Source organism: Halobacteriovorax sp. RZ-2, assembly GCF_043196685.1.
Taxonomy (GTDB): domain Bacteria; phylum Bdellovibrionota; class Bacteriovoracia; order Bacteriovoracales; family Bacteriovoracaceae; genus Halobacteriovorax_A.
Map to the genome: position 1 here is coordinate 350,732 of NZ_JBEBMR010000003.1, position 22,476 is coordinate 373,207.

The window sequence follows — 22,476 nt, forward strand, 5'->3', positions numbered from 1 at the left end:
CCTAATGATAAACATTTAGAGAGTGATACTATTTTTATTGAAGTAGATAAATACGACCTATAATAATTACTTTCCTTTGATAGTGAACTTCATCCATTTTTTATCAGGAACTCCACCATTTATGATTGTTTGAAAGTCTTCGAGTCTAGAGTTTGTGATCTTTGCACCAAGATTAATCGAAGGCAACTCTGAGCTAACGATACCAAATACTTCATAATCATGAGAATTTTGGTTATATCTAAGAAGTGGCCCTCCAGATTGACCTAAATAAGTATCACACTCAAACTTAATACTACTTCTATTAAAGAAACGATTATTAACCTTACAATCTTTTTGAAAGTACTGAGTTCCTATTATTAGATCACCAGGATAACCAATTGTCAGAATTTCATCAGTCTTTTTTGTGGGTCCATCAGCTGTCATCTGAAATTCACCAAGTAGCCTACCAGCAGATTCGCCCCGAGAGTTCTTTTTGATTTTTAAGATCGCAATATCAGTATTAGGATTTACTGTTTCTAAATCTTCTTCGAAATATTCCTTTAGAATATAGGCTTGAGTAACAATGAAGCCACCTTCGGGCGTACTTTCACTCGTTAGCTGCCCTGGATAAAAAATAGTATCAGTCTTAATGTATATTTTCAGACTCATAATACAATGAGCGGCCGTAATAACATAATCATCTGCAATGAGAGAACCTGTACATGTAGAAGTACTAATAGAATTCCTTAAGGGAATTGTTGAAACTAACTGGCCAACTCTATTGCTTAAACTGCGGGGGAGATTATTTGCACTTACTCTTCTATCATCCTTACCTATAACACTATTACCTTCAATAATTTGATTTAAATTAGTATTGACGCTATCTTTTCCACAGCCAGTACTTAAAATAGCAAGCGTAAGTAATGGTAGAATTTTTAACAACTTAGACATATAACTTCCTCAATTTTGTTAAATAATAGCGTATTACTTGATTACAATGATATCTATTGAAGCTTTTACTGGTGTTGTTTAATTAATATACGACCACTCTCCTTACCAAGAGCGCTTTATTAGTGATAAAAAAAGCAGAGAAAAATCTCTGCCTTAAATATATCGTTTAAAATTTAATTTCTTTCTACTTACACACATCAATCGAACGATATTTCTCGTAGTCTGACCAAAGGCCATATTTGTAATGTTTTTAGCTATGTCTATATATTTAACGGCCTGTCTCCCCTACAAATTCTTAAACTCAATGGCAGTATATCCATTGAAATCTATATTCATTACGTATTGGTTTCGTGTGACATATTCGCGGTAATCATCACAGTCATCATAGATTTCAAATTCTACTTCATTAAATTGTGCAATCAACTCCAGTGATTCATTTAATCTGTTAGTGATGAAATCATAAGCTTTTTGCGCTAACGAAGGCTCCATAAATTTCGACTGAAAGAAGACCTTTTCATCATTAACTTGTGCCCAAAATACGATATTTGAAACATTAGTGTAGACGCTCTTGATCAGCAGGCTTTCACGATAGACTTTGGCCGTTGTGAGATACGCTGGTCTAATTGAAACTATATACTCATTATAACCAAAACAGCCTGATGCATATGCATTCGTAAAAGTTATTAAATTTACAATAAATAAAGCGGCCAAAACCTTCATAAACTCTCCTATTAGTTACAAGTTGAAGTATTTATAGTTGAAACCACTCAATAGATATAATATATAATAAACATAATTATCATTCTTAATATGAATAATAGGAAGTCTTATGGAATTAGGTCATTTGAAACATTTCTACTATGTCGCTAAGTATGGAGGCTTCACAAAGGCGTCTAAGAAGCTCTACGTCCAGCAACCATCGATTAGTAAAACAGTGGCCCTATTAGAAGATCAGCTTGGTGTGAAACTCTTAAACCGTGAAAAGAGAAAGACGACCCTTACTGATATTGGCCAAGAGATCTATGCCAAATGTGACCTTATTTTTAAAACAGTTGAAGATATCGAAAATATCGCAAGTGACGGAAAATTTGAATGTTCAGGCCCTTTAAAATTTTGTGCTAGTGAGCCGATCTCAGCACATTTTGTCCCAGGAATCTTAAAAGAATTCCTTAGTGAATATCCGCAGGTACAACCAGCGTGTTTTACAAGTTTCTCATCTGATTTATTTAATAAGATTGAAGACGGAGAGTTTGAATTTGGACTCTTTTTTCATACGCCAGAGATGGCCAAATACGCCCACAAACTTGAATTGGAGGAAATTGCATCAATCCCCTATGATTTAGTTATTAAGGCCTCTGAACATAAGAATTTGGACGTTATACGATCATTCATTGGCTCACGTGAAGTAGATGATGTGACAACGAAGAAATACCCGACAATTTCTAAGATGAATAAGGACTATAAAAACGTTAAGATTACAATCTCATCAAACAGCTTAACGTCACACAAGGAAATGGTCTTACAAGGCCTTGGGGTTTCAATCCTTCCGTCAATTATGGTTGAAAAAGAAATCAAGGCAAAAGAGCTTAAAAGATTATATCCAAAGGGGACATTTCACTTCCCTCTTAAGCTTGTCACAAAGAAGAATCACTTTCTTTCACGAAATGCACAGGCGTGGATTAAGTGCTTAAAAGAGCAATTATCAATCATTTAAACAGCTTGAAATAACTTGGTAGCCAGCAAGAATGATATCAAGTCTCCAGGCCGATGCTCTGACAATTTTTATAACCTGCTTCTTATCTTCTTTGCTAAGCTCACAGTAGCCTGCACTCAGATAACAAGGAACGTGGTGAGAGATGGCAGTTTTCTTAAACTCTCGACAACTAGACTCAGAAGAAATGTCATTCATGCCCGAGATTAGGCAGGCCTTAACATCCTGAATCCACTTCCTACCATCTTCAGAAAACTTCTCAACCCTAGAATCGAATTTATTGCAATATTTTTGCCCAAAGGCCAAGGGATAACCACGCTTTCCACATACTCGCTCTTTTTCTATACAGCTGTAATACGCACAGTCGTCACTTAGATCAGTACAATCATTTGCAGCAAACGAATGCGTGGCCAAAAGAATGGAGAAAAAGGTGAAAATGATAGATTTCATAAGCAATAAGTAGCAAACTTCTCGTTGCTTAGTAAACTTAATGAAAAGTTTATATTCCCCTAATCATCTTATTTTAATTATTGATTCCATGCGACTTTTCATTGACCGTGCATAAAGAAAATGCCTCTATTCCTTCTAAGAGCATAATTCCATAAATGAATTAGTCTTCAGTTACAACAACATTTAATTTCGATTTTCGTCTTGATTCAATTAGATAAATGAAGTCCACCGTGTTTCTCAGCCTCTAATGAAGGAGGCCCTTTAGGTTAAAGGAGAAGTTATGGAGGACTTCATAAGGGTGATTAGATTAATCATTCTCGTTTTAGAACTTGTCGTTCTGATTCTTGAATGGATTAACTAGTCTTTGGGGGCAGTGTTCGTAGCACTGCCTCACCTTATGAATTTTAACACAATCAAGAGAGATATTTCAGCTTAATTTTATCAATTAATTTGAGAAAAACATTAACCCACCGTAAATACGTAAAATAAGATTTACCTTCGCTCCTTATAAATTACGCAAAAAAGATAGCTAAAGCAAAGACTGCTAGTAAACTAATTACGATTGCTTCAAAGAAGTAGTTCTTCTTTGTCTCCGGTACTTTAAACTCACCTGTTAAACGAAAGTGTGAATCGTTGATATTGTTTATCACGTATTGAATTTCCCCTAGGGGTGTAAGTCCTGTGAAGTCATAAAGAACTTCTCGGTTTTCACAAATGGCCGTGTATGGAACTCCACGAACACCAAAGTGATCCGCAATCTCAGGACTCTCCATGGTATTTACTTCATAAACATTCACTTCTGGATTTTTTTCATTTAAGGCTTCAAAGACAGGTGCCATTGATTTACATGGGCCACAGGTATCAGAATAAAACTTGATAACGAAAACGCCTCTTTCACTAGATACGACAGATTCAAAGTTTTCATTATTTATTCTTTTTATATTCATAAAAGCACCACCCTGATAAAATCAATCTTACTATAACCATTCACATTAAAATTTACAACAAACATAATTGGATATAACAATTTGTATTCAGGTGGCGTCTACCTTCTATATACAGTAGAATAGTATTTTTAACCTACATAAAGAAAAGGCATATATTATGAGAGGGACTTTCTTCTTAAAACCATTAGAGTTGAATTTAGAGCTTGCTGGCGAGAGCTGGCCCCAGGGCGACCAGATTAATGGAGAGCTTACGATTAAGGCCCATGGTGAAGCCAATCTATTAAAAATAGGCATCCACCTGTGTGAAGTGAATATAAAGAAGTTTAAGGCCAAGGACGAAGCGGCATTTAAAGTTATTGAAACAGTTGAAGCAAGCGGAGAGCAGACAAGTTTTAACTTTAAACTAGCTGAAAACTGCCTTATTACTGAGAAGGCCACTTCCCTTTATGTTATCTGTGGAGATATTGATACACCATTTGAGTGTGGGCATCTTCAACTTGATATCCTTCCAAATAAGAATATTTTGAGCTTCATTGAAATCTTTGAAAATTTTCTTAAATTCAAATTTAAGCCCCTTAAAAATAAGGCCGGAATGATTCAAGCAAAAATCACTCCGCCTGACATCAAAGACTGGACAAGTATTCAGACCATGAATCTAGGAATGTCTTGTATTGATAATATTCTTTCACTCGATTTCGCTTTTAAAGTGAAGAAGATGTCATACGAAGGCGGCGCTGTCGAGACGAAAGAAGTTAAGATTAACAATAAAGTTGAATTTAAACCTAAGGATTACATCCTTTTTGAAAGTACACTAAATCAAGATTTCATTACTGGAGAGTTAAACAAAGTTCTTGATGAAGTAAGATTTAAGCCGGTTATTTAATTCAAAATATTTAATATTTACTTGAGCTTGTAAAAATTATCCATTTAAATTATTACAAGTGCCAATGAGAATGCTTGTTGCTAATTATCCCAAAAAAACAAATATACTTAAGGAGAATTATGAAAACTATTTTTACAAGCATTCTATTAGTTGCATCTGTATCAACTTTTGCAAACGAAGGACTAAACGATCTAATTGGTAAGTACGAAGTTGTTTCTGGATCAAATTGCAACATTGCATCTTTTGAATTTAGCGGACCTAGCGAAGCTGATGAATGGACATACAACCCATACTTAAAGAGCGTTTATCTAACATCATTTGATGAAAACGAAGAAGAACTTAATAGCACGACTTTCAATTTTATCAATGATGGAGAGAAAAAAGTAAAAGAGCGTGGTGTATTTGGTGGTTGCTCATATAGATATAAAACAACTTTCAAAAACAACAAACTTGAATACAAAGAAACTGAGTGTGGGAATATGTTAGGACTTGGAAAGAGCTTAATCGAAAAAGTTACGGTTGAGATGGACGTTGATACTGTTAAACTAACTTACAAAAACAATAAGAAAGCTAGCTTTACTTGTACAGCAAAGAAACTTTAGTAAACTTTAAACAGTTTTTAAATATAAAAAGAATGGCCACTTTTGTGGCCATTTTTTATGACTTAAGACAACTGTAATAGATTGTATCCTTGTGTCCACCAAAACCATATGATGTATCCTGCGATTCAACTTTATAACCATCTGGACAGCTTTGTTTCATTTTCTCTTCACATGATCCAAAAATAGCATTTGCCTCACACTTATAAGTGTTAGAACTTACACGTTGAATTGATGAGCAAGAAATAGCAGTTAATACTAAAACGCCAATTGTCATTAATTTCATAATTTTCATAACTCTCCCTTAATATTTGTAAGCACCATATCGGTCTAAACGACCTCAATTGTAAGCAATAACGCTATATTAAGGAATGTTAGAGAATCACTTGATAAGCGTACGATTTTATTATTTTGTGACTTTAACCCTTGTCCAATCCTTGCATTGAACGAAGCTCGATTTTGAAATCAAACCATTTCTTGAATCAACAGTGATGGCCTTTCCATCGCCAATATATTCATTCTTGGTTTTACTCTCAATTAGAACAAAAGACTTGTCACCATATTCGGCCTTAATCGAATTATTGTAGCTCGTTTTATAGCTATTTATGACGACTTCAGCGAGGTTTTTCTCACAAATAAGGCCATAGGCTTCATGAGGTTTTAGAAGCTCCCATTTGGTTTGAAGATAAGAGATTCTATATTTGTAATTATGCTCAATACAAGAATAGAGATCCCTTGCTTTCCAACAATCATTACGTCCTTTGACCCAGCCCCTTTGCATGGCCTTAAGTCTCCTTAGTTCGGACTTAGAGTCAATATCAAGACCTTTCACGACTCGGATTGAATCCTTGTAGACGATGGCCATATGACGATCAAGATTAGCAAGTTCGCTTTTTTCACAAATTAGAGTTTCGGCCTTATACGTCGCTTTTTGACAGTCAAATGTAGGGGCCATTGGCCCTGTGGCCTCTCGTGTCTTTGATATGGGAAAAGTGTACTCTTTATCTTTATATAAAACCTTACAGATCTTTTTATAGCACCCAAGATTCTTCACGACCTGTTTCTTGCCTTTGATTTCAACCTCAAGGAAGTCTGGCCCAGATGCTGTTGCAAAAGCGTTGTCATTGAAAAAGAAAACGAAACAAATAAATAATACTTTTTTCATTCCTATATTTTAACATAACTACTCGTACAGCTAGATGCTTTTTCATTTACATTTTCGATCTAACTATAGAGAATTAGAACAACACAATTACACAAGATTTATGAGACAATTAATATTACCTATTTTTATATCCCTGCTTACTCAGCAAGCTCTTTACGCATGTGATGAATGTCGCCTTATTAATAATAGAGTCATTCAACTTAGTATTAATAACCAAATCTTCGGACAGGTCTTAATCGGTAAGTTTTTACTTTAGGGGCGCCCCCTTTAACTAAATAAGCTTCTTATCATACGCAACCTTTAGACTGCGCTCGACTAGATTGTTCACAACCTCACCAGACGGGTTGATTTGAAACGGCATAGCGAAAGCGAAGAACAGCTGAAAATAAGTTTCGAGTCCGTCGGCAACACTAAAGCGATCAATTTCATTGCCCTTAGCATCTTCAACGATTGTAGTGGCCCTAAGCCATATGGTTTCCTTGGCCGGTATAACTGTTAAAGTCATAGCAGATAAGAATGAAGCAGGACCGGCCTCTTGATAGACCTCTATTGTGATCTTAAGCCTGCGACTTTCCTTTCTATTCTTACAACTTTTTAAGCTACAGATTTCAAAGTCCTTAAGCTCGACCGGATTAAGTCCTAGCGAAACACCAAGAGGCTTCGTACTACGTTTCCCATCAGCATTGCCATTATAATAGCGTGGGATGACCAAAATCTTTGCATAGCGACTCTTATCGCGTTTATAGCGGGCCTCATTTTCAGCGCTCAGCTTCTTTGTTGCACAAGATAGTGATGAAAATAATATGATAAAAAGTAGCAGCTTAGACTTCATTTCTTTGTCCCTTTTTCTTATATTCATCCAGGTCAGTTATGATCGTATCAATTAAAACCTTCTTGTAGAGTTTAAACTCTGGACCTTCATAGATTTTGATAATTTTCTCTATGTCTTCATCTTTGATATTTTTGATGACAAGAAAGTAATACGGTAACGAAATTTCTCTCGAAACCTTCATCATGCTAGAGAAGTTAATCTTTAGAAATGTTTTTGTTTCGTATTCAGGAATCTTATCAGTCATTCTTTTTAGCATTTCATCAGCAACACTAAAAGAAAGCTCTAGTTCTTGGATTTTTTTTGCATATGCAATTTTTTTCTTGTTTGCCTTTTGATCAACTTTCTTGAAGCTGTTAACAATCTCATTCGTATTCACGTTATTATAGAAGTTTCGTTTATGATCATAATTCTTCCAAGCAGGGTAATCACTTAGCTTATAAGCGAAACTATAAGTCTCATCCCTTTTCGTTTTTGACTTGAGATTTTGCTTATACTTTGCATATAATTTATCGGCATCCAAAGTACTATAATATAAATAGGCCGGGTTATTTTTAAGCTCGGGGTATTTTGAAACAGGGATTTGCGAATACTGATTTTTCACATTGGCCAACATTCTAAAATAATCAATAGAAAAAGATCGATAAGCAGTTACATTAATAAGTCTTTCGTGATCTAAAACTTCAAGTGGCCTACGAGATGGATTTGAGCATGAGCTAAGTCCTAAGATAATAATCGCAACAAATACAAATAATCTTGTATATTTCAAGAACTCCCCCTTAATAAAACAATAACTTAATCTTAACCTCGTTTAGAGTTCTAGAGTATCAATTCATAATGATAATAAGACGGCTTTAGCTTCTTTTAAAGTTACGAAGCTAAGTAATTGGAATATTTATTGGCCTTAAATTTTGTGTTACAGGAGAGTTGTCTTTGATAGCGACTAAAGCGGAAAAAGCTGCCAATTTTCTAAGTTTCACTCATGGGATAAGCCCAATCTTTCGTTCTAGACTTCTGTCATGTTGAAAAAACTTTACTTGGCTACGATAGAAGTCCACCACTGTTTTCTCCATTTCTGGATACACACTCTCCGCTAAGAAGCTTTCTAACTCTTGGGACTTGATCTGCATATCAGGCTTATCTTGCACATACTTAAAGTAAATCGTCTCCTGTACTTTCTTATAGCTAAAGTCGAACTTAATATTCTCTGCAGGTTGTATGCTTTTATTACCATCCATGTGAAGTCTAAGTAGGATAGAAAAAATCCAATAACCATTTTCAGCAAGCTTTACGGCCCCGTGAGGTGTATAGGAAACGTCCTCATCAATAGGTGAAAAATATTCTCCTTCGTCTTCTTCACTAAACTGAATCGTTGGGACAAGCTTGATTAAGTCATACTCATTCTCAGCAATTCCTAAATGATTTTTAAAACCTTTAAATAGGATTGTTGCAAAATGAGAGGCATCGTCGTGAGTCTTGAAGAAGAGCTCACGTGATTTCTTGTATTCACTACATAGATCTAGGTATGACATGAAGGATTTATCGGGATCTTATAAACATCTAAGTACTTAAAAATTCTTAAAAAAGTGTAAAGCTTACACACTTTTTCAAAACGTCACCTCATGTAAATGAGTAAAATCCAACTATCGATTACTTTGTCCTCACGCAAAAACAAACAAAACAAAACATGATTATAAAAACGAGGAGAAAAACATGAGAAAATTATTATTAGCACTTGCACTAGTATCAACACTTTCAGCATCTGTTTCAGCAAATTGTGTAGGAATTTATGAAAACATCACAATTCAACACAATGAAAAAGCTTCTAAGAATGTCTTAGCAGTTATGGGCAGTGAGTATAAAGATATGTTCGAATTTCTATTGGCAAGTGGAGATGCATACTCAATTATTGTATCGCCACTTGCTGCAGTATTGGTATCACCAATTGTTCTTTACAAGTCGATTCATTACAAAGGAACTTATAAGTTCTATAAGAGATTTGTATCAACAATGAATGAAAATAGTGAAGACCATAAAAAAGATTTTAAAAAATTTAAACGCTCAGTTGCAAGACGTTTTAAAATTTCGAATGAAGAATTCCTTGATGTATTAAGGGACCTAAATGAAAGCAGGTCACTTTGTGAAGGGTATAAGAGAAATACAGTTTTAACTGAGGAAGGTATTGCGTACCTTGAGTCAAGAGGTTATAAAACATTTCTTCAAGCAGCTCTAAACGGAAAAAGAGATCCTGTAACATTTAGAGAGTTACAATCAAATCCAAGATACTTCACAGTTGTTTACGGCGGAGTAATTGATGCATATGATTTTAAAAAGATCGTAAGAGCAGAAATTGAAGCACGCGGTTACGAAAAATAATTAATAAATTAAAGGCCTCGACTTTAGTTCGAGGCTTCTTCGTCTTCTTGTTTATCATCGAGATAATTCACAATATTTGCAATTTCATTAATCTTTTCTTTTCGACGCTTATTATACAAAAAAGTCATACGCGGGTCTGAGTGCCTCGCATACGTTGCCTGATCCTCAAGGCTTGCTCCGTTCTCATAGAGATTACCAATGCCTGTCGCACGTGATGAGTGGGGCGAAATCCTATGCTTGATTCCTGCAAGCTTGGCATATTTTTGAAAGATTTGATCAATAGTATTTCGATTAAGAGGTTTAAGTTCCTGAGACTTACGGCCAGAGGTAAACAAAGGCTCATTTTCAAGAAATTCACGGCGAACTCTAAAGACTTCCATATAGTGCTTGATATCACCGAAGGTTTCATCAGAGATATAAACCTTCTGCTTCTTGCCACCCTTACTTCGTACATGAAGATAGTTGCCAATATTATCACTAGCAAAGTCCCCTACTTTAAGTGCAATTAATTCCGACTTCCTAAGTAAGGTATAGAACATCACTCTTAAAATCGTATAGTGAAGAACACCACTTAGATTATAGCTACCATCGCGGTTGTTTTGATTCACACTTTCAAAGAGGTCCATAACTTCAGATGCACTAAGATCATTGGTTTTAACTTCCATGACGACCTTTGGGCGAAAGACTCCAGTTGCAGGATTTTTGTAGCAAAGCTCTTTTTCAACTAAGAAATCAAAGAAGCGCTTTATGGACGACAGATGTCTTGCCACGGTGGCATCTTTTAATTCTTCGTTTTTTAGAAGATGGTCTCGGTAGGCCGAGATATGCCTCTGGGAAACATCAGATAGGCTTGAGAAGCTCTCAAATCCTTTTAGAAACGTTAGAAACTTCTTAAGATCACGTCTATAGGCATCTCTAGTGTGGGCCGAATTAGACTTGGTTAGAAAGTCTTCAAAGATATCATTAATTTTAGCATTAGACCTAGCTGGCCTTATGGCCCTTGATCTTGAATAGCTTACCCCAACCATTACTGAAATGATCCTTTATCCACTGTATGCTTATAGCTCTTAGACCATGACTCGAGTGCTTCTAGAAGGTTCTCCTTAGGCGAGATAACCCAAGTGTTAATTTGGGCCAATTCTTTCTTTGTAAAGGCCTCTAGAAGATCATCCTCATCAAACATAAATTCAAAGTGAAGTCTCTTAAAGATATGGCGCCCTTTAAGCACACGATCTTGGTAGTGCTGGGCCTGTGAGATACGGCCATGTTTCTTATTAGAGATCAAGAGCTCTGTATCATCAATAATAAGATCAAAGAGGTTTCTAAGTTTTGTCAGTAGCCTCTTCTTACGAGTTAGCTCCTTATCATATTGCTCAACTAATGCTTTTAAGATTGTTCCAAGACCAGGCTTCTTTCTCGTAACTTTTGAGGCCACAAGATCATAGGCCCAAGAGATATACTTTGACTTAATCATCAGTGTCTTGTGAATAACGTCGTCATTTGTATGCTTGTGCGCGTACTCACTTTGATTGGCCCCACTTGAGAGAACAATCATATCGTATTCATCATATGTCGGTTTTGTATTATCGATTAAAGGTGTCGATGCTTGAGATGTCCTTCCTGACAGGGATCTAAGCTGTTTCATAAGCGCTCCTTGCTTATTTTAATTTTATCATTCACATGGGTCATATATCAATTTTTCCCCACGTCGAATTTTATTTTTTTATATGTAGGCATAACTCCAATTATGCCCAGATACAAAACATGTTACCTTAAACATAAAAACATGTCATGTTTTCGAGATCAAAATTTGTCACGGTAAATATTTTTAAGCGACATTAAATTTATCATCTGAACTTTTCTGGTGCTGATTCATGCGCTCATCAACATCTAATAACCACATAAGCCTGATTCCTGAGATGATTAAAACGACTCGCACAAAGCTGTGGAGATAAATTAACGGTGCGAATGCTTGATAACGGAGCTCATTGAGACTTGTCAGGTTTAAGGCCATAAAAACTAATGCTGCTAATATTGTCATGGCGGTCGTTATGCGTGGCCTTCTAAACTTAACAAGACATACACATAAACTCATATAAACTGCTATCATGACGACAGAGACAAAGAACTCAAAACTAGGCTTCATCCCTTGAAAAAATAAAATGATAAATGCGATAGCCGCCCAAAGTGAATGGCCAGTTAATATTGAAGCACATATTAAGCGCCATTTTGTGATTTGATTTTTATCAGATCTTTCGGCTTCATTTGGCTCAAGCCTATTATGTATGAAGACAATCAAGACAAATGAAAGAATCATTAGCAAGAACGGAATCATTGGCGTGAGGCCAAGATACTTTGCACAGACAAAACCAAATACTCCACCAATACCCGACATAAGAACATTGGTCGGTCTTTGTGCTTTATTCATAAATTCTCCCTACATAAACAATTATTAAATGAGAAAGACTTTATTCAAAATTGTGTTTTGTTAAAATTTGCAAAGTAGCGACTTCATTCTAAAATTAGGATAGTTAGATGAGATGGCCAAAGCTTCTCTTAATTCTAGAAATTCGTTATCTAAAAAAATTCTGCCAATATTTAGCGACACTCATCGTAAACAAGGTACTTACTAAAGGCCGCATACTTTTCGCCTACAGCAAGACATTGATCACTTACAACAGGACACGACATCGGAATTTGATCCATGGCCTTCTTGATATTCTTGCGCATAAATTTTGAAGTATAAGTATTGCAATTTACTCCTTCATCCATACCATCATCAACAAAGTCGGCCATATCAATTTCACGAGTTGCCTCAAATTTTCCATCGATACATTTAATAACGGCCGTGCCTTCTAGATCTTCTTGAGTCAAAGGATCGACTCCCTTGCCAAAGAGAACTTGATAAAAGCGCATACCTTGGAAATTTGCGACCAGATCACCGTTAGAAATAATTCCATTAAAGAAGCCACCCCAAATGATATTTTCCGCATTCTTTCCATAGTGAATAATCTCTTTAATAGATAGGCCATGCTCGAGTTTTCGAAAGTAGAGATAACCAACATTAAACAGATGACTAAATTTATCACTTCCAATAAGAGCATCATTGACCTTAAGTAACGGAGAGTAAGGCGTTAAGTTTAAAATTGGCTTATAGATAAGAGGAATGTAGCGAAAGATCGATTCACTTTTTTTGGTTTTTACCAAGTACTCTTTTCCAATTCTTCCCTTGTCGATATAGCGTTGAATGGGTGCACTAACAAAGAATCCCTTAAAGCTTGCCACTAGTTTTTTCTTAACCTTACGTCGCATGGTATAGGAGCTACATGTTTGATTAAAAATCCTATCTGCATGATTGGCCTCGGCCACAGCGTCCCTGATTCTATCATTAACATAGGCGTTAACTTTGTCTAAGGCATCGGCCTTCTCATAGGCCTGTTGGCGATGAGTGAAGCTATCGACTTCCAGAGCAAAGGTACTAAAACTAACAAGAAATATTAAGAGTTGAGCTTTCATTCAAAAAGCCTAGCCAATTGAGGACATTGTCAGTATTTAAGAATTCTTAATTTATAACTGCGTATATTATTAGAAGCCTAAAGAATCTATATATCCTTACCTTCTTTTTTAACCGAAAGAACACCAGACTCAAAAGGATCATTTATATTGATAAAGTAATAACATTTCGAATTATCAATCATAAAACCATTGGGAGTTTTAGAAGACATTTGCATTCTCCAACCACGGGCCAAGATGGGCACATCGACTTTTATTAAAGCACCCTTGGTATCGTAGTAGAAATTTACCATCGTCATCTTTAGAAATGTTGGATCATCGCGAAGCTCGCTTCCATGTAAAATATTGAAGGTATAGACCATACCTGTGGCCTGCTTTGCTTTTAACACATAAGCATGCTCTGGAATTGCAAAGTAGTAAAATGCTCTTTCAAAATCCTTGATACACATATCTTGTTGCCCAAAGCGATTCTCAATCATCCCAAGATTATCGCGGGCCTCAATTCCCCTATCACGCCAGTTTTGATCAAGTCTTTCATAATCAGAGAGCTCTTCGGAGCTGGGGTTTCTTTTTATTTCATTGGCCGTTTCCTCCGCCTTTTCTTTCTCATTACTCGAGCATGAGAAGGCCGAAACCAAGATAAAAGAAGTCATAAATATAAGGAGAGTGAGATACTTAATCATAAGAAACTCATCGGGCACGAAAGAATTTAGACAACGGTTAAAGAACTCTTTTAAGAATATTTAACCCATTAAATAGGCCTTTAAAGTTCTTAGACTCTGGTTCAGCTCTGAGCTTAGAAGCAAATCCATGATTAAAACAGAATTGATTATTAATTTTTGCCTTAACACCGATCCTTCCAATCTTCTTTTGAAGAAATGTCTTTGACGCTCCATTTGGGTATTGAATCTCATCCCATTGCTTCTTTAAAGGCATAAGTGAGTACATATCTAATTGATATTCTTTTTGCATATACATAAGCTCACGGTAAAAGCATCGCAAGGCCTTAACAGAATCAGTATTTGTTTGCTCATTATCCTTTGTGTATAAGTCCTCAATTGAAGCGATTACTTTTTTAAGTGAAGACTTTAAAAGTAATTTAGATTCTGCACTGATATCCATAGCTGAAGCTTCCTTTAATAGCTCTTCCAATGGCCTTTGTGCATAGTCTGCAATTTGATTTTCATCAGAATCTTTAAAAATATTGAGATCAAGTAGCTGAGAGTCTACGTATTCTTTATATTTACCAAAGCCAATGGCCACAGCAATGATAATAATGAATACAGCTGACAACGAGATTAGTATTTTATTTTGTGACATTAGTAATAATCTTCTTCATTTTTTAGAGAGTCACGAATTTTTTGGAGCTCAAGAGTATGCTTAGTCCCAAGTCCTAGGTGATCATTTAAGTATAGATCATCGATAATGATACTTAAAGAATCTTTTACATTAGATGCATAATAATCATTGTACAAATCAGTGTCATTCATTCTTTTACTTAGATTTTTTTTGATCGACTCAATATTATCTTTTAAGAGATTAAGCGTTTGTTGAGGATCTTGTTTGATATACGCTTCATGAAAAATCGATGCAACAACACGGCCAGAAGGGTAGGCCACGTAATCAGCAGAGCTATCCGCTTCAATTTTATCAATAAGATCATTTGCCATTTCATTGCCATACATTTTCTTGTCCCAATCAGAAATAATGAGAGTCGATAAGTGTAGACCTATAGGATTAAAGTACTCACCTTGCGAACTTGCTAATAGGGCCTGGGCCTCTAAGCTTCCTGGATTTTCTTTAATATAATTGATTGTTGCTCTTATTCCATTTCTTGTTAAATAGGCCTGTTTTGAATAATCCAAAAAGTCTCTTACATAGCGAATATCGTTTTCATTAACATAATCACCCTGACAAACACGACAAGCGGCATCCACTCGTGCATTCTCCTCGTCTCCCTTATAAGACAAGCAACAGTCTTCACAAGCATACGAAAACTCGAATCCTTCTCCATGAGAGTAACCTAGGTTATGGAGCTGTTCATGAAAGAGTGTTTTTCTAAGCTCCTTTCTTTCAGCGTCTCCTTCTGGAGTGAATTCTAAAGAAGATGGCTGACTTGGGTTAATGGCCATATAAGGATGCTTTACTTTGCCACCGAAGGTCGCTTGCGTTTCTTCTGAAACTGAAGCATAGGCAAGGGTGCCTTCCCAGTAAGCTGGATCATCTGACTTATCGGTGCACATAATCGTGACTTCATTATTCTTTAGTAGCTCTTCAAGTTCATAAGCAATACGAGTTGAACCGACAGGCTTCTTTAGGTCCTTACCTAATTTCTTTAAACAAGCAATGCCGTCATCAATTGAGCTCCTTAAAAAATTTGGAAAGTCCTGTCCCCATTTTGAAAGACAAGCATTTTCAATTCGATACCCAAAATCAGTTGGGAGGAAACCGTCATCAAAGCTTGCGCTCACTTTATTAACAAGAGAAGATAGTTCACCTATAACAGACTTTGCTTGGGGGAAGTGACATTCTTGTTTTTGAATAAGGCTTTGTGTGTTTTTATATTTGATTTCGAAGACTCCATCGAAGTCCTTATCAACCTCGATTGTTGCCTGAAATTGTGAATCATTTAGCTTTCGATAGCTAACCTTTCGATCGATTTTTCCATCACCATTGATATCTTGAAGAGTTTGCTTGTAGATACCTTTTAGTTTGAACTTAGTAATAAATTCAAATTTACCGTCACCATTTCGGTCTTCTTGGATTTCAATAAGTTCTTTTCCACGACGAATATCAATACGATCGACTTTGCCATCTTTATTGATATCAATTTCTTTTCGACTCAGATTCTGGGCCGCAAATGAATTGAGAAATAGTAAGGTAATTAGGAAGTATTTCACTCCTTAATCTTAACATAAAATAAAATTATCGACGGATAAATTCTAAAGAAATTTCGCGGTCACTACTAAATACAAATTTCTGCTTTGGCTTCACTTTGCTTAGATCACAGGCCGCTTTTATACGATAACTTCTTAAAATATGAGCAAGAATGAGCTTTACTTCAATACTGGCCATCTCGCGTCCAAGACAAGTGCGCGTTCCAGTCGAATACGGTATATAGGCCTTTCTTTGTTCACTAGATAAATTATTAAATCGGTGAGGATTAAATTGGTTATGATCCTCTCCCCAAATCTCTTGATTATTAAGGATTTTACCAAGTAGAGAAAAGACAATTGTTCCTTTTTTTACCTTAAAGCTTATATCTCCATCGATTAACTCTTCATCTTCTGCGGCCTCTCTAAATAAGATAGGGAAGGCCGGCCTTAAACGCAATGTCTCTGCCACATAGTTTTCTAGTAGCTGATTTTTAATGATAGAGTCTGAATTGCTCAGATCTAATGTACTCAATTCTTTATATAATTCATTTTGAAGTTCTTCGTTTTGTGCAAGAAAGTAAAGGGCCCACGTAAGAGAAACTGCTGTTGACTCAAATGATGCTCCAACCAGTCCATAAATTTGTCCAATAATTGCTTCTGTATCAAGGCCTTGATTCTTTAAGTGAGTAATTAGGGTATAGCTAGATGTCCCTTTTTCAACTTTTTGACGAACAAATTGTTTACCTTCTTTGATAAATTTAGAAAAACGAAGATTACTCAATGTTGGTAGGTACTTCCACATTGGCCCATAATTCATACGTTTTGTTAGTTCGGCAATCAGAAATTTTTGAAAGTAATAAAAGCTATCACAGTCAGCTTTAGAATTAGTGACTTCTTCTTTTTGAATTTTAAAATCGTGTTCGATAAAGAATTCACTTGTGATAGCCAGTGCGATCTTTCCCATTAAGACTTCAACATCATCAACAAGAGAGTTTTCTCCAAATAGAGGAAGATCTTTTTCAAGCCTACGATTTGTAATTGAATAGAGGTTCTCAAGTACTTTGGGAGTAAAAAAGTGGACTAACTCCCCTCTTAAGTCTTGCCATTGTTTACCATCAGCATCAAGTATTGAGGCCCTGCCTTTATTAATATGTTTAATCTCGTTAAGGGTGCTTCCTTTTAAGAATGTATTTCTCTTCTTAACAATAACATCTTTATAGAGATCATAATTTCCAATAACCACAATATCTTTGTTAAAAATTTTAAAACGATATGAATCACCAAGTTCATTACTTTTTTCATTAAGTTGTTTAAAAAGACAATCTTTGAAGTTTAACTCTCCAATACTGCCGATAATTGGTAATGTTTTTAAGCTTGGTATCGTGCTCATATAACCTTCTTCTAAAGACCTAGAATATCGCCAAGGCGATCTAAAATTCCACGTGCCGAATCGCTAACAGGTTTTTTAAGTCCATATTCAACTGTGCGTGGAGAGATAACGAAGCCGAATACTTCATATTCTCTAGCATCTAATTCAATAGGCTCGTCCTGAATACATGCTTTTTCAAGTTCATCTAATTTAATTGTTCCAGTTTTTAAATAATTCTCTACACAATTTTTCTCTTCTTTAGTGTTAATTGCGGCCGTTAAGAGAACCATTGAAAGATTAGGTGCAGGGTATTTCATATCAAGCTCACCTTTTCCAACATAATTTCTTAGAACAGATAATCCAATCTGAGACTCTTCTTCAGAATTAGATGTATAGGCGGAGCAAGCAGCGATGCTTGCAACTTTAAAAGAAGAATAGCTCGTAGCATAAGTCACACAAGAAAATTGAGTTTCAGTTGTAATCTTATTACAGTATTCGACGACTTTATCATCGATATTATAATCTTCCTTAAGATAATCAACACATGCCGGAGATGGATCAATTAGACCTGCCTTAACTTTTTGAATGATGAGTTCCTTCTTATTCACTCCAATACATTCTACATCTGCATCCACTGAACAATAGGCCATATCACCTGCGATATAACAATCAGTATTGCTGAAATCAATTCTCTCATTATTGTCACAAATTCTCTTAATACTATAAGTCGCGTTGGCCTTGGCCTTCTTTGTTGCTGAAAATTTCGCCTTTGTCTCAGCAAAGAGTTTTCCTTCAACTTTAGACTCTCCCTGCGCACGTAGGCTTAAGTCTGCGCGATCGCCATATTCATGTAAACGAATCTCCTGGTACTCAACACTATCCATGGCCTGGTCTGCGATAGAGATCGCTGCCATACTTGTCCAATGGAGCATAAGAAGTGCGATAATAGATATAGTCTGTTTCATAGTATTACCCTTTCAGAATCGTATACTTAAAGGCCAGCTGTTCAAAAAATGAACGCTCTATTGCCTATAAAGTGCTAAATTCTTTAACAAATTACTTATTCAGGGTAATAAAATGCAAGGTATGGGCCAAGTTAGAAATTTGTTTCGTAGCCACTTTCTTTGAATTCAAGTTCACGCCAAACACTATCCCAATCCCCTTTCAGTAGAGTCGTAGGTGTTAGCCTTGATTCGTTTGGTGAAGAATCACTAAGTTCGTATTTTTCAATACCAGAAATAAGAGTAAGCTTATCTTTATCAAATTCGATATAGAAGTCTGATTTAAATGAGTGACCTTTTTTGGTCTTACCTTTTATAAGAACAAGAAGGTAATCACTAGTCTTACACTCCTTTCCAAGTCTAAGCAAGAGTTCACTCTTTGCGTCGTTATAGGTCTTTCTAAGCTCACCAAGACTGATTCGCTTCTTACCAATTATTGGAAAGACAATATTTTCTTTTAAAAGGTAGGAAACAGTTGTCGGTTTGTCTGGGTAGTTAGAGTAATATTCTTTAAAGCATTTCTTATTGAAGAAACTTCCTCTCGTGGTTGCTGCGAGTTGCCCTCTCACTTCAGATATATGATCAATAATATGGTCATTTGAGTAAGTTGAATATTCGAAGAAATCAACAACAACCTCACCTGCAAATATAGAGGAGCTGTATATTAAAATGAATATTAACTTTGCATAATTTCTCACAACACTCTTTATTTACCATGAAAATCTCTTGTTTCAATGAAGCACTAAGATTTTTGTAAAATATCTAAGACCATGGCCTTAATGATTCGCATTTGCTGGCCATCCTTAAGGTGATAATTAGCGCCTGAGTGTCCCCACCAGTCCCAGCACCCATGTGGATTACGGCCAGGAATCACAGACTTCTTCGCTTGTGGAAATAGAACAACAATATCAAGCTTATCAGCGGCTTCTTTAATGCCAGTATCATCCATATAGCTCGTACCAATATGATCTACTGTTTGCTTACATCCATGAAAAGCTACATGAAGGTCACACTTTCTATTGCCCTTACAACGTGAAGGTATATATAAGTAGGCCTTGTCTTGTAGCAGTGGCGTAAATGCTCCTACATCAAATGCTGAATAATAATTTGTTTGATCGACTTCTTCAGTTTTTCCCTTGAAAGTAAATCGTCTTTGCTTCTTATCTGGGTAGAGTGATGTTAACGACTTAAGCGCACCATTATAATTGCAATTTCCAATATAAGGTACTTTCGATACCTCACACTCTACACCCTTATTTTCAGTAGGATATGTATGTCCAGCAGCTAATGTTCCTTCATACTCGAGTTTCTTAACACCAAAGAAGGCGTACAGGTCTCTAAGCTCTTCACTCACATTTGAAACAACTGTTTCATCGTTTTGCCCTGAAAAAATAAAAACTCTATCGTCTTTGAGATTTGCAGTCGGATCGATAAGTCCCATCACTGCTAGGCCACTAGCGAATACATAAGACTGATAACCGCTTCCCCAGATTCCATTTCCTTTCATACAGGTATTAGTTGCCAAGGCCACTGAGCCCTTTGCACAATAATAAGGACCTGCTGCAAAAATCGCCGCTCCTTCCACAAGACTACTATTTGCGATGTGGAATTGATGTGCAAAGAATCCCCCTGAGGAGATACCTGAGACCGTTACCTTATCACTTAAGTTAAGTGCAAAAGTATTTGAAATTAGGACAAGAAAGATGATCGTTAGTTTTTTCATTTTTGCTTTATAGAACAAAATCTATCGAATTTAAATGATTGTGAAATAATTAAAGGGGGCCTCCTCACAAAGCCCCCAATATATGCTGGAACAATCAGCAAACCCCTAAGATTTCTTGATTATTCGACAACAATAAAGTTGAATTCACAAACGTATTTTCCACCGCCGAACATACCTTTCTTGTAGAAATCCACATCACCAAATACATAACCAATAGTTGTGTTGATGATTCTGTTTCTCATTTTCATACACTCTGTGTACGACTTGTCGTAGTTATTCGTGATTTTTTGCTTAATTTGCTTCTTAGAAAGAACTTGCTCGTAGCTATCAAGAGTTGTTCTGATTTCGCATAAGTAGCTGCTTCCTTTCTTTCTTGTTACGAATTCAAAGTCAATTCCCTCAACTTTGATATCCTTGATTTCATCATATTCAACTTCTGCATCAAGACATGCTTTCTTTGCTTGTTCCTCTGTGTCATAACGATCGATTTCGATACTAGCAGATTGAAGCTTTGCAAAAGATGATAGTGAAAATACTGCACATAAAATAAGAACTAAATGTTTCATAGGTTTCCCCTCTGTTTTTCAATTGTTAAAAAATAATGTTTTTTTCTTGATGAAACTTATAGCTAATGCGCCCAACCTGGTCAGTTTAAGAAAGGTAAAGTTAAACGTTAAATTATAAAAAAAGTCTTAACTTTACATTATCTGGAGAATTTTGTTGGAGATTTCGGTATTTTAGCGAAATTTGCGAGAAAGAATACTAAGACCAATAAGAATAAGAGAAAAACAAAAAATAGCAAATCCGATAACCTTCACGATACGCAAAGGGTCGTAATGAAGACTTAAATTGAGAGAGTTTTGGTTACTTGGACCTGAAACAGAATCGAAATGAATCAACCATGACTCACGATAAAGCTTATCATTTAACTTTACCCTTTCTTTGTGCCCATTAATAAGAATAGTCGCTACACTTTTATCTTCAATACCTTTTAGACGAATATCAAATGGAAGTTTAAAGGGCTTTTTTTGAAACTTTAGATCATAGAAGCGGCCATCATAATCAATAATCTCTCTCTTTTCTCCAAGCCTCATTTGATAAATTTTCTGCGTATTTCCCTTCTCATAATATTTTAAAATATCTGAATTATTATTTTGATAATTACTACTATAGCGATACTCTAACTTAAGCGCAGTGTCCCTTCTAAAGTCTAATAAGCGATACTTAAAAGAATCTCCTACTAGCTCTAATTTCACCCGGTCTAATCGACAGCCATTGCCAAGAGAGTAGAAACCATCTTCCTTAACTAAGTATTTGTTACTCACACAAAATTCCGCCTTAAGTTCAGCAACTGATTTTCGTCGAAGAAAAACAGAACAATCAGGATTAACAGTCGATAATTTATTAAGACACTTCAACATTAATTGATTAAAGAGCAAAATCTCTAAATTACCATCGACTATCCTACTTTTATAATCTTCCTGATTTGTTGAAAGGTAGAGTGTTTGTGCTTTCGTGTTAGAAAGATAACGAGATTGTCTCAAAATCTTAACACTATTTTCACCACGACTATCATAATTAGCATGATACTTTCGGCTAAACGGCAAGTATGAAATGAGATAGACTGGGCCAAAATCCAAATTTAATCCCTGAGGTCTAATTGAAAAATTTAAATCAACATAGAAGGTCTCTCCAGTTTGTCGATTTCTAATTTGGGCCTGGTTCTTATTCAGTTCCATAGTATTTGTTTCTAATCCACTTGTTAAATTAATATGGCCACTCTTAGAGACAATAGAAGAGAAAATTGTAGCGACTAGTAAAATAATTAAACCCACATGAAAGAGATAGACTCCCAAGAGCTTCTTACGAAAAGGCCGCCTTTTTAATAGACCTAGAATCAATGAGAGAGTAATTACCGAAAGAAAAAAAGCAAAGAAAGGTCCATTAAAAACAAGAGTGTCCGCAATCTTTGGGCCATAGAAGTAATCAACAGTTGAGCCTATGACTAAATATATGACAAAAACAACAAGCAGTATGACTGTTCCATATACACTACTAAGAGAATGATCGATCTTTGATAATACTTTTCTCATGCAAATAGCAT

The 22,476-nt window shown here is 35.8% G+C and carries 26 protein-coding genes; 4 read left to right on the top strand and 22 right to left on the bottom strand.

All coding sequences use genetic code 11. The annotated features are described in order from the left end of the window. Positions 1–66 precede the first annotated feature (66 nt). Both ABMA78_RS13220 and ABMA78_RS13225 read right to left on the bottom strand, forming a co-directional pair. Complete coding sequence (locus ABMA78_RS13220; protein WP_392860695.1) at positions 67–930, bottom strand: trypsin-like serine peptidase; 864 nt, start codon at positions 928–930, stop codon at positions 67–69. 285 nt (positions 931–1,215) lie between these two features. Further along, entirely contained in the window at positions 1,216–1,650 is a 435-nt protein-coding gene (locus tag ABMA78_RS13225) for a hypothetical protein (protein ID WP_392860697.1), read from the bottom strand. A 109-nt stretch (positions 1,651–1,759) separates the two neighbouring features. Here ABMA78_RS13225 and ABMA78_RS13230 point away from each other — a divergent pair, with 109 nt between their 5' ends. After that, complete coding sequence (locus ABMA78_RS13230) at positions 1,760–2,644, top strand: LysR family transcriptional regulator (protein WP_392860698.1); 885 nt, start codon at positions 1,760–1,762, stop codon at positions 2,642–2,644. Here ABMA78_RS13230 and ABMA78_RS13235 read toward each other — a convergent pair. Together ABMA78_RS13235 and ABMA78_RS13240 are read right to left on the bottom strand one after the other, a co-directional pair. Beyond that, on the bottom strand, positions 2,633–3,091 hold the full coding sequence (locus tag ABMA78_RS13235) for a hypothetical protein (protein WP_392860699.1): 459 nt from the start codon (positions 3,089–3,091) through the stop codon (positions 2,633–2,635). The two genes, ABMA78_RS13230 and ABMA78_RS13235, sit on opposite strands and share 12 nt — an antisense overlap. A 512-nt stretch (positions 3,092–3,603) precedes the next feature. Beyond that, positions 3,604–4,038 carry a thioredoxin family protein gene (locus ABMA78_RS13240; protein WP_392860700.1) on the bottom strand — a complete coding sequence of 145 codons (435 nt, stop codon included), beginning with the start codon at positions 4,036–4,038 and terminating at the stop codon, positions 3,604–3,606. 157 nt (positions 4,039–4,195) lie between these two features. On the opposite strand from ABMA78_RS13240, the gene ABMA78_RS13245 reads away from it, so the two are divergent. After that, complete coding sequence (locus ABMA78_RS13245; RefSeq protein ID WP_392860701.1) at positions 4,196–4,921, top strand: hypothetical protein; 726 nt, start codon at positions 4,196–4,198, stop codon at positions 4,919–4,921. Between the two features lie 119 nt (positions 4,922–5,040). Next, positions 5,041–5,523, top strand: coding sequence for a hypothetical protein (locus ABMA78_RS13250; protein ID WP_392860702.1), 483 nt, complete (start codon positions 5,041–5,043; stop codon positions 5,521–5,523). Between the two features lie 55 nt (positions 5,524–5,578). On the opposite strand, the gene ABMA78_RS13255 is transcribed toward ABMA78_RS13250, so the two are convergent. From ABMA78_RS13255 to ABMA78_RS13275, 5 genes are all read right to left on the bottom strand, one after another. Continuing rightward, entirely contained in the window at positions 5,579–5,815 is a 237-nt protein-coding gene (locus tag ABMA78_RS13255; protein WP_392860704.1) for a hypothetical protein, read from the bottom strand. A 111-nt stretch (positions 5,816–5,926) separates the two neighbouring features. After that, on the bottom strand, positions 5,927–6,685 hold the full coding sequence (locus ABMA78_RS13260; protein ID WP_392860706.1) for a lysozyme inhibitor LprI family protein: 759 nt from the start codon (positions 6,683–6,685) through the stop codon (positions 5,927–5,929). A gap of 271 nt (positions 6,686–6,956) precedes the next feature. Further along, on the bottom strand, positions 6,957–7,517 hold the full coding sequence (locus ABMA78_RS13265) for a hypothetical protein (protein WP_392860707.1): 561 nt from the start codon (positions 7,515–7,517) through the stop codon (positions 6,957–6,959). Next, positions 7,507–8,283, bottom strand: coding sequence for a hypothetical protein (locus ABMA78_RS13270; protein ID WP_392860708.1), 777 nt, complete (start codon positions 8,281–8,283; stop codon positions 7,507–7,509). The genes ABMA78_RS13265 and ABMA78_RS13270 overlap by 11 nt, the downstream gene beginning before the upstream one ends. 211 nt (positions 8,284–8,494) lie before the next feature. Continuing rightward, positions 8,495–9,046 (bottom strand): hypothetical protein, encoded by a 552-nt coding sequence (locus ABMA78_RS13275; RefSeq protein ID WP_392860709.1) that lies wholly within the window; start codon positions 9,044–9,046, stop codon positions 8,495–8,497. A 181-nt stretch (positions 9,047–9,227) separates the two neighbouring features. Between ABMA78_RS13275 and ABMA78_RS13280 the strand changes: the two genes are divergently transcribed. Continuing rightward, on the top strand, positions 9,228–9,890 hold the full coding sequence (locus ABMA78_RS13280) for a hypothetical protein (RefSeq protein ID WP_392860711.1): 663 nt from the start codon (positions 9,228–9,230) through the stop codon (positions 9,888–9,890). A 23-nt stretch (positions 9,891–9,913) separates the two neighbouring features. Here the strand turns inward: ABMA78_RS13280 and ABMA78_RS13285 are convergent, their stop codons facing one another. The 13 genes from ABMA78_RS13285 to ABMA78_RS13345 form a co-directional block, all read right to left on the bottom strand. Beyond that, positions 9,914–10,918 (bottom strand): tyrosine-type recombinase/integrase, encoded by a 1,005-nt coding sequence (locus ABMA78_RS13285; protein WP_392860712.1) that lies wholly within the window; start codon positions 10,916–10,918, stop codon positions 9,914–9,916. Beyond that, complete coding sequence (locus ABMA78_RS13290) at positions 10,918–11,535, bottom strand: hypothetical protein (RefSeq protein ID WP_392860713.1); 618 nt, start codon at positions 11,533–11,535, stop codon at positions 10,918–10,920. The genes ABMA78_RS13285 and ABMA78_RS13290 overlap by 1 nt, the downstream gene beginning before the upstream one ends. A gap of 183 nt (positions 11,536–11,718) precedes the next feature. Further along, positions 11,719–12,318, bottom strand: coding sequence for a hypothetical protein (locus ABMA78_RS13295; RefSeq protein ID WP_392860714.1), 600 nt, complete (start codon positions 12,316–12,318; stop codon positions 11,719–11,721). 170 nt (positions 12,319–12,488) lie between these two features. Further along, positions 12,489–13,406 (bottom strand): hypothetical protein, encoded by a 918-nt coding sequence (locus tag ABMA78_RS13300; protein WP_392860716.1) that lies wholly within the window; start codon positions 13,404–13,406, stop codon positions 12,489–12,491. A gap of 86 nt (positions 13,407–13,492) precedes the next feature. After that, positions 13,493–14,086: a hypothetical protein gene (locus ABMA78_RS13305; RefSeq protein WP_392860718.1), complete on the bottom strand. Its 594-nt coding sequence runs from the start codon at positions 14,084–14,086 to the stop codon at positions 13,493–13,495. A gap of 37 nt (positions 14,087–14,123) precedes the next feature. Next, positions 14,124–14,723 carry a hypothetical protein gene (locus ABMA78_RS13310; protein ID WP_392860720.1) on the bottom strand — a complete coding sequence of 200 codons (600 nt, stop codon included), beginning with the start codon at positions 14,721–14,723 and terminating at the stop codon, positions 14,124–14,126. Then, complete coding sequence (locus ABMA78_RS13315; RefSeq protein WP_392860721.1) at positions 14,723–16,303, bottom strand: FG-GAP repeat domain-containing protein; 1,581 nt, start codon at positions 16,301–16,303, stop codon at positions 14,723–14,725. Before ABMA78_RS13315 ends, ABMA78_RS13310 begins: the two co-directional genes overlap by 1 nt. Before the next feature lie 25 nt (positions 16,304–16,328). Then, positions 16,329–17,669, bottom strand: a complete 1,341-nt coding sequence (locus ABMA78_RS13320; protein WP_392860722.1) for a cytochrome P450 — start codon at positions 17,667–17,669, stop codon at positions 16,329–16,331. Between the two features lie 11 nt (positions 17,670–17,680). Next, positions 17,681–18,613, bottom strand: a complete 933-nt coding sequence (locus tag ABMA78_RS13325; protein WP_392860723.1) for a hypothetical protein — start codon at positions 18,611–18,613, stop codon at positions 17,681–17,683. Positions 18,614–18,744: 131 nt separating this feature from the next. Continuing rightward, a complete protein-coding gene (locus ABMA78_RS13330) occupies positions 18,745–19,347 on the bottom strand; it encodes a hypothetical protein (RefSeq protein WP_392860725.1) in 603 nt (200 codons plus the stop codon). A 44-nt stretch (positions 19,348–19,391) separates the two neighbouring features. Further along, positions 19,392–20,372, bottom strand: a complete 981-nt coding sequence (locus ABMA78_RS13335; RefSeq protein ID WP_392860726.1) for a PHB depolymerase family esterase — start codon at positions 20,370–20,372, stop codon at positions 19,392–19,394. Positions 20,373–20,491: 119 nt separating this feature from the next. Further along, the gene (locus ABMA78_RS13340) at positions 20,492–20,938 is read right to left on the bottom strand and encodes a hypothetical protein (RefSeq protein WP_392860727.1); all 447 of its coding nucleotides are present in this window, start codon (positions 20,936–20,938) and stop codon (positions 20,492–20,494) included. Between the two features lie 171 nt (positions 20,939–21,109). After that, the gene (locus tag ABMA78_RS13345; protein ID WP_392860728.1) at positions 21,110–22,465 is read right to left on the bottom strand and encodes a hypothetical protein; all 1,356 of its coding nucleotides are present in this window, start codon (positions 22,463–22,465) and stop codon (positions 21,110–21,112) included. Positions 22,466–22,476: the final 11 nt, after the last annotated feature.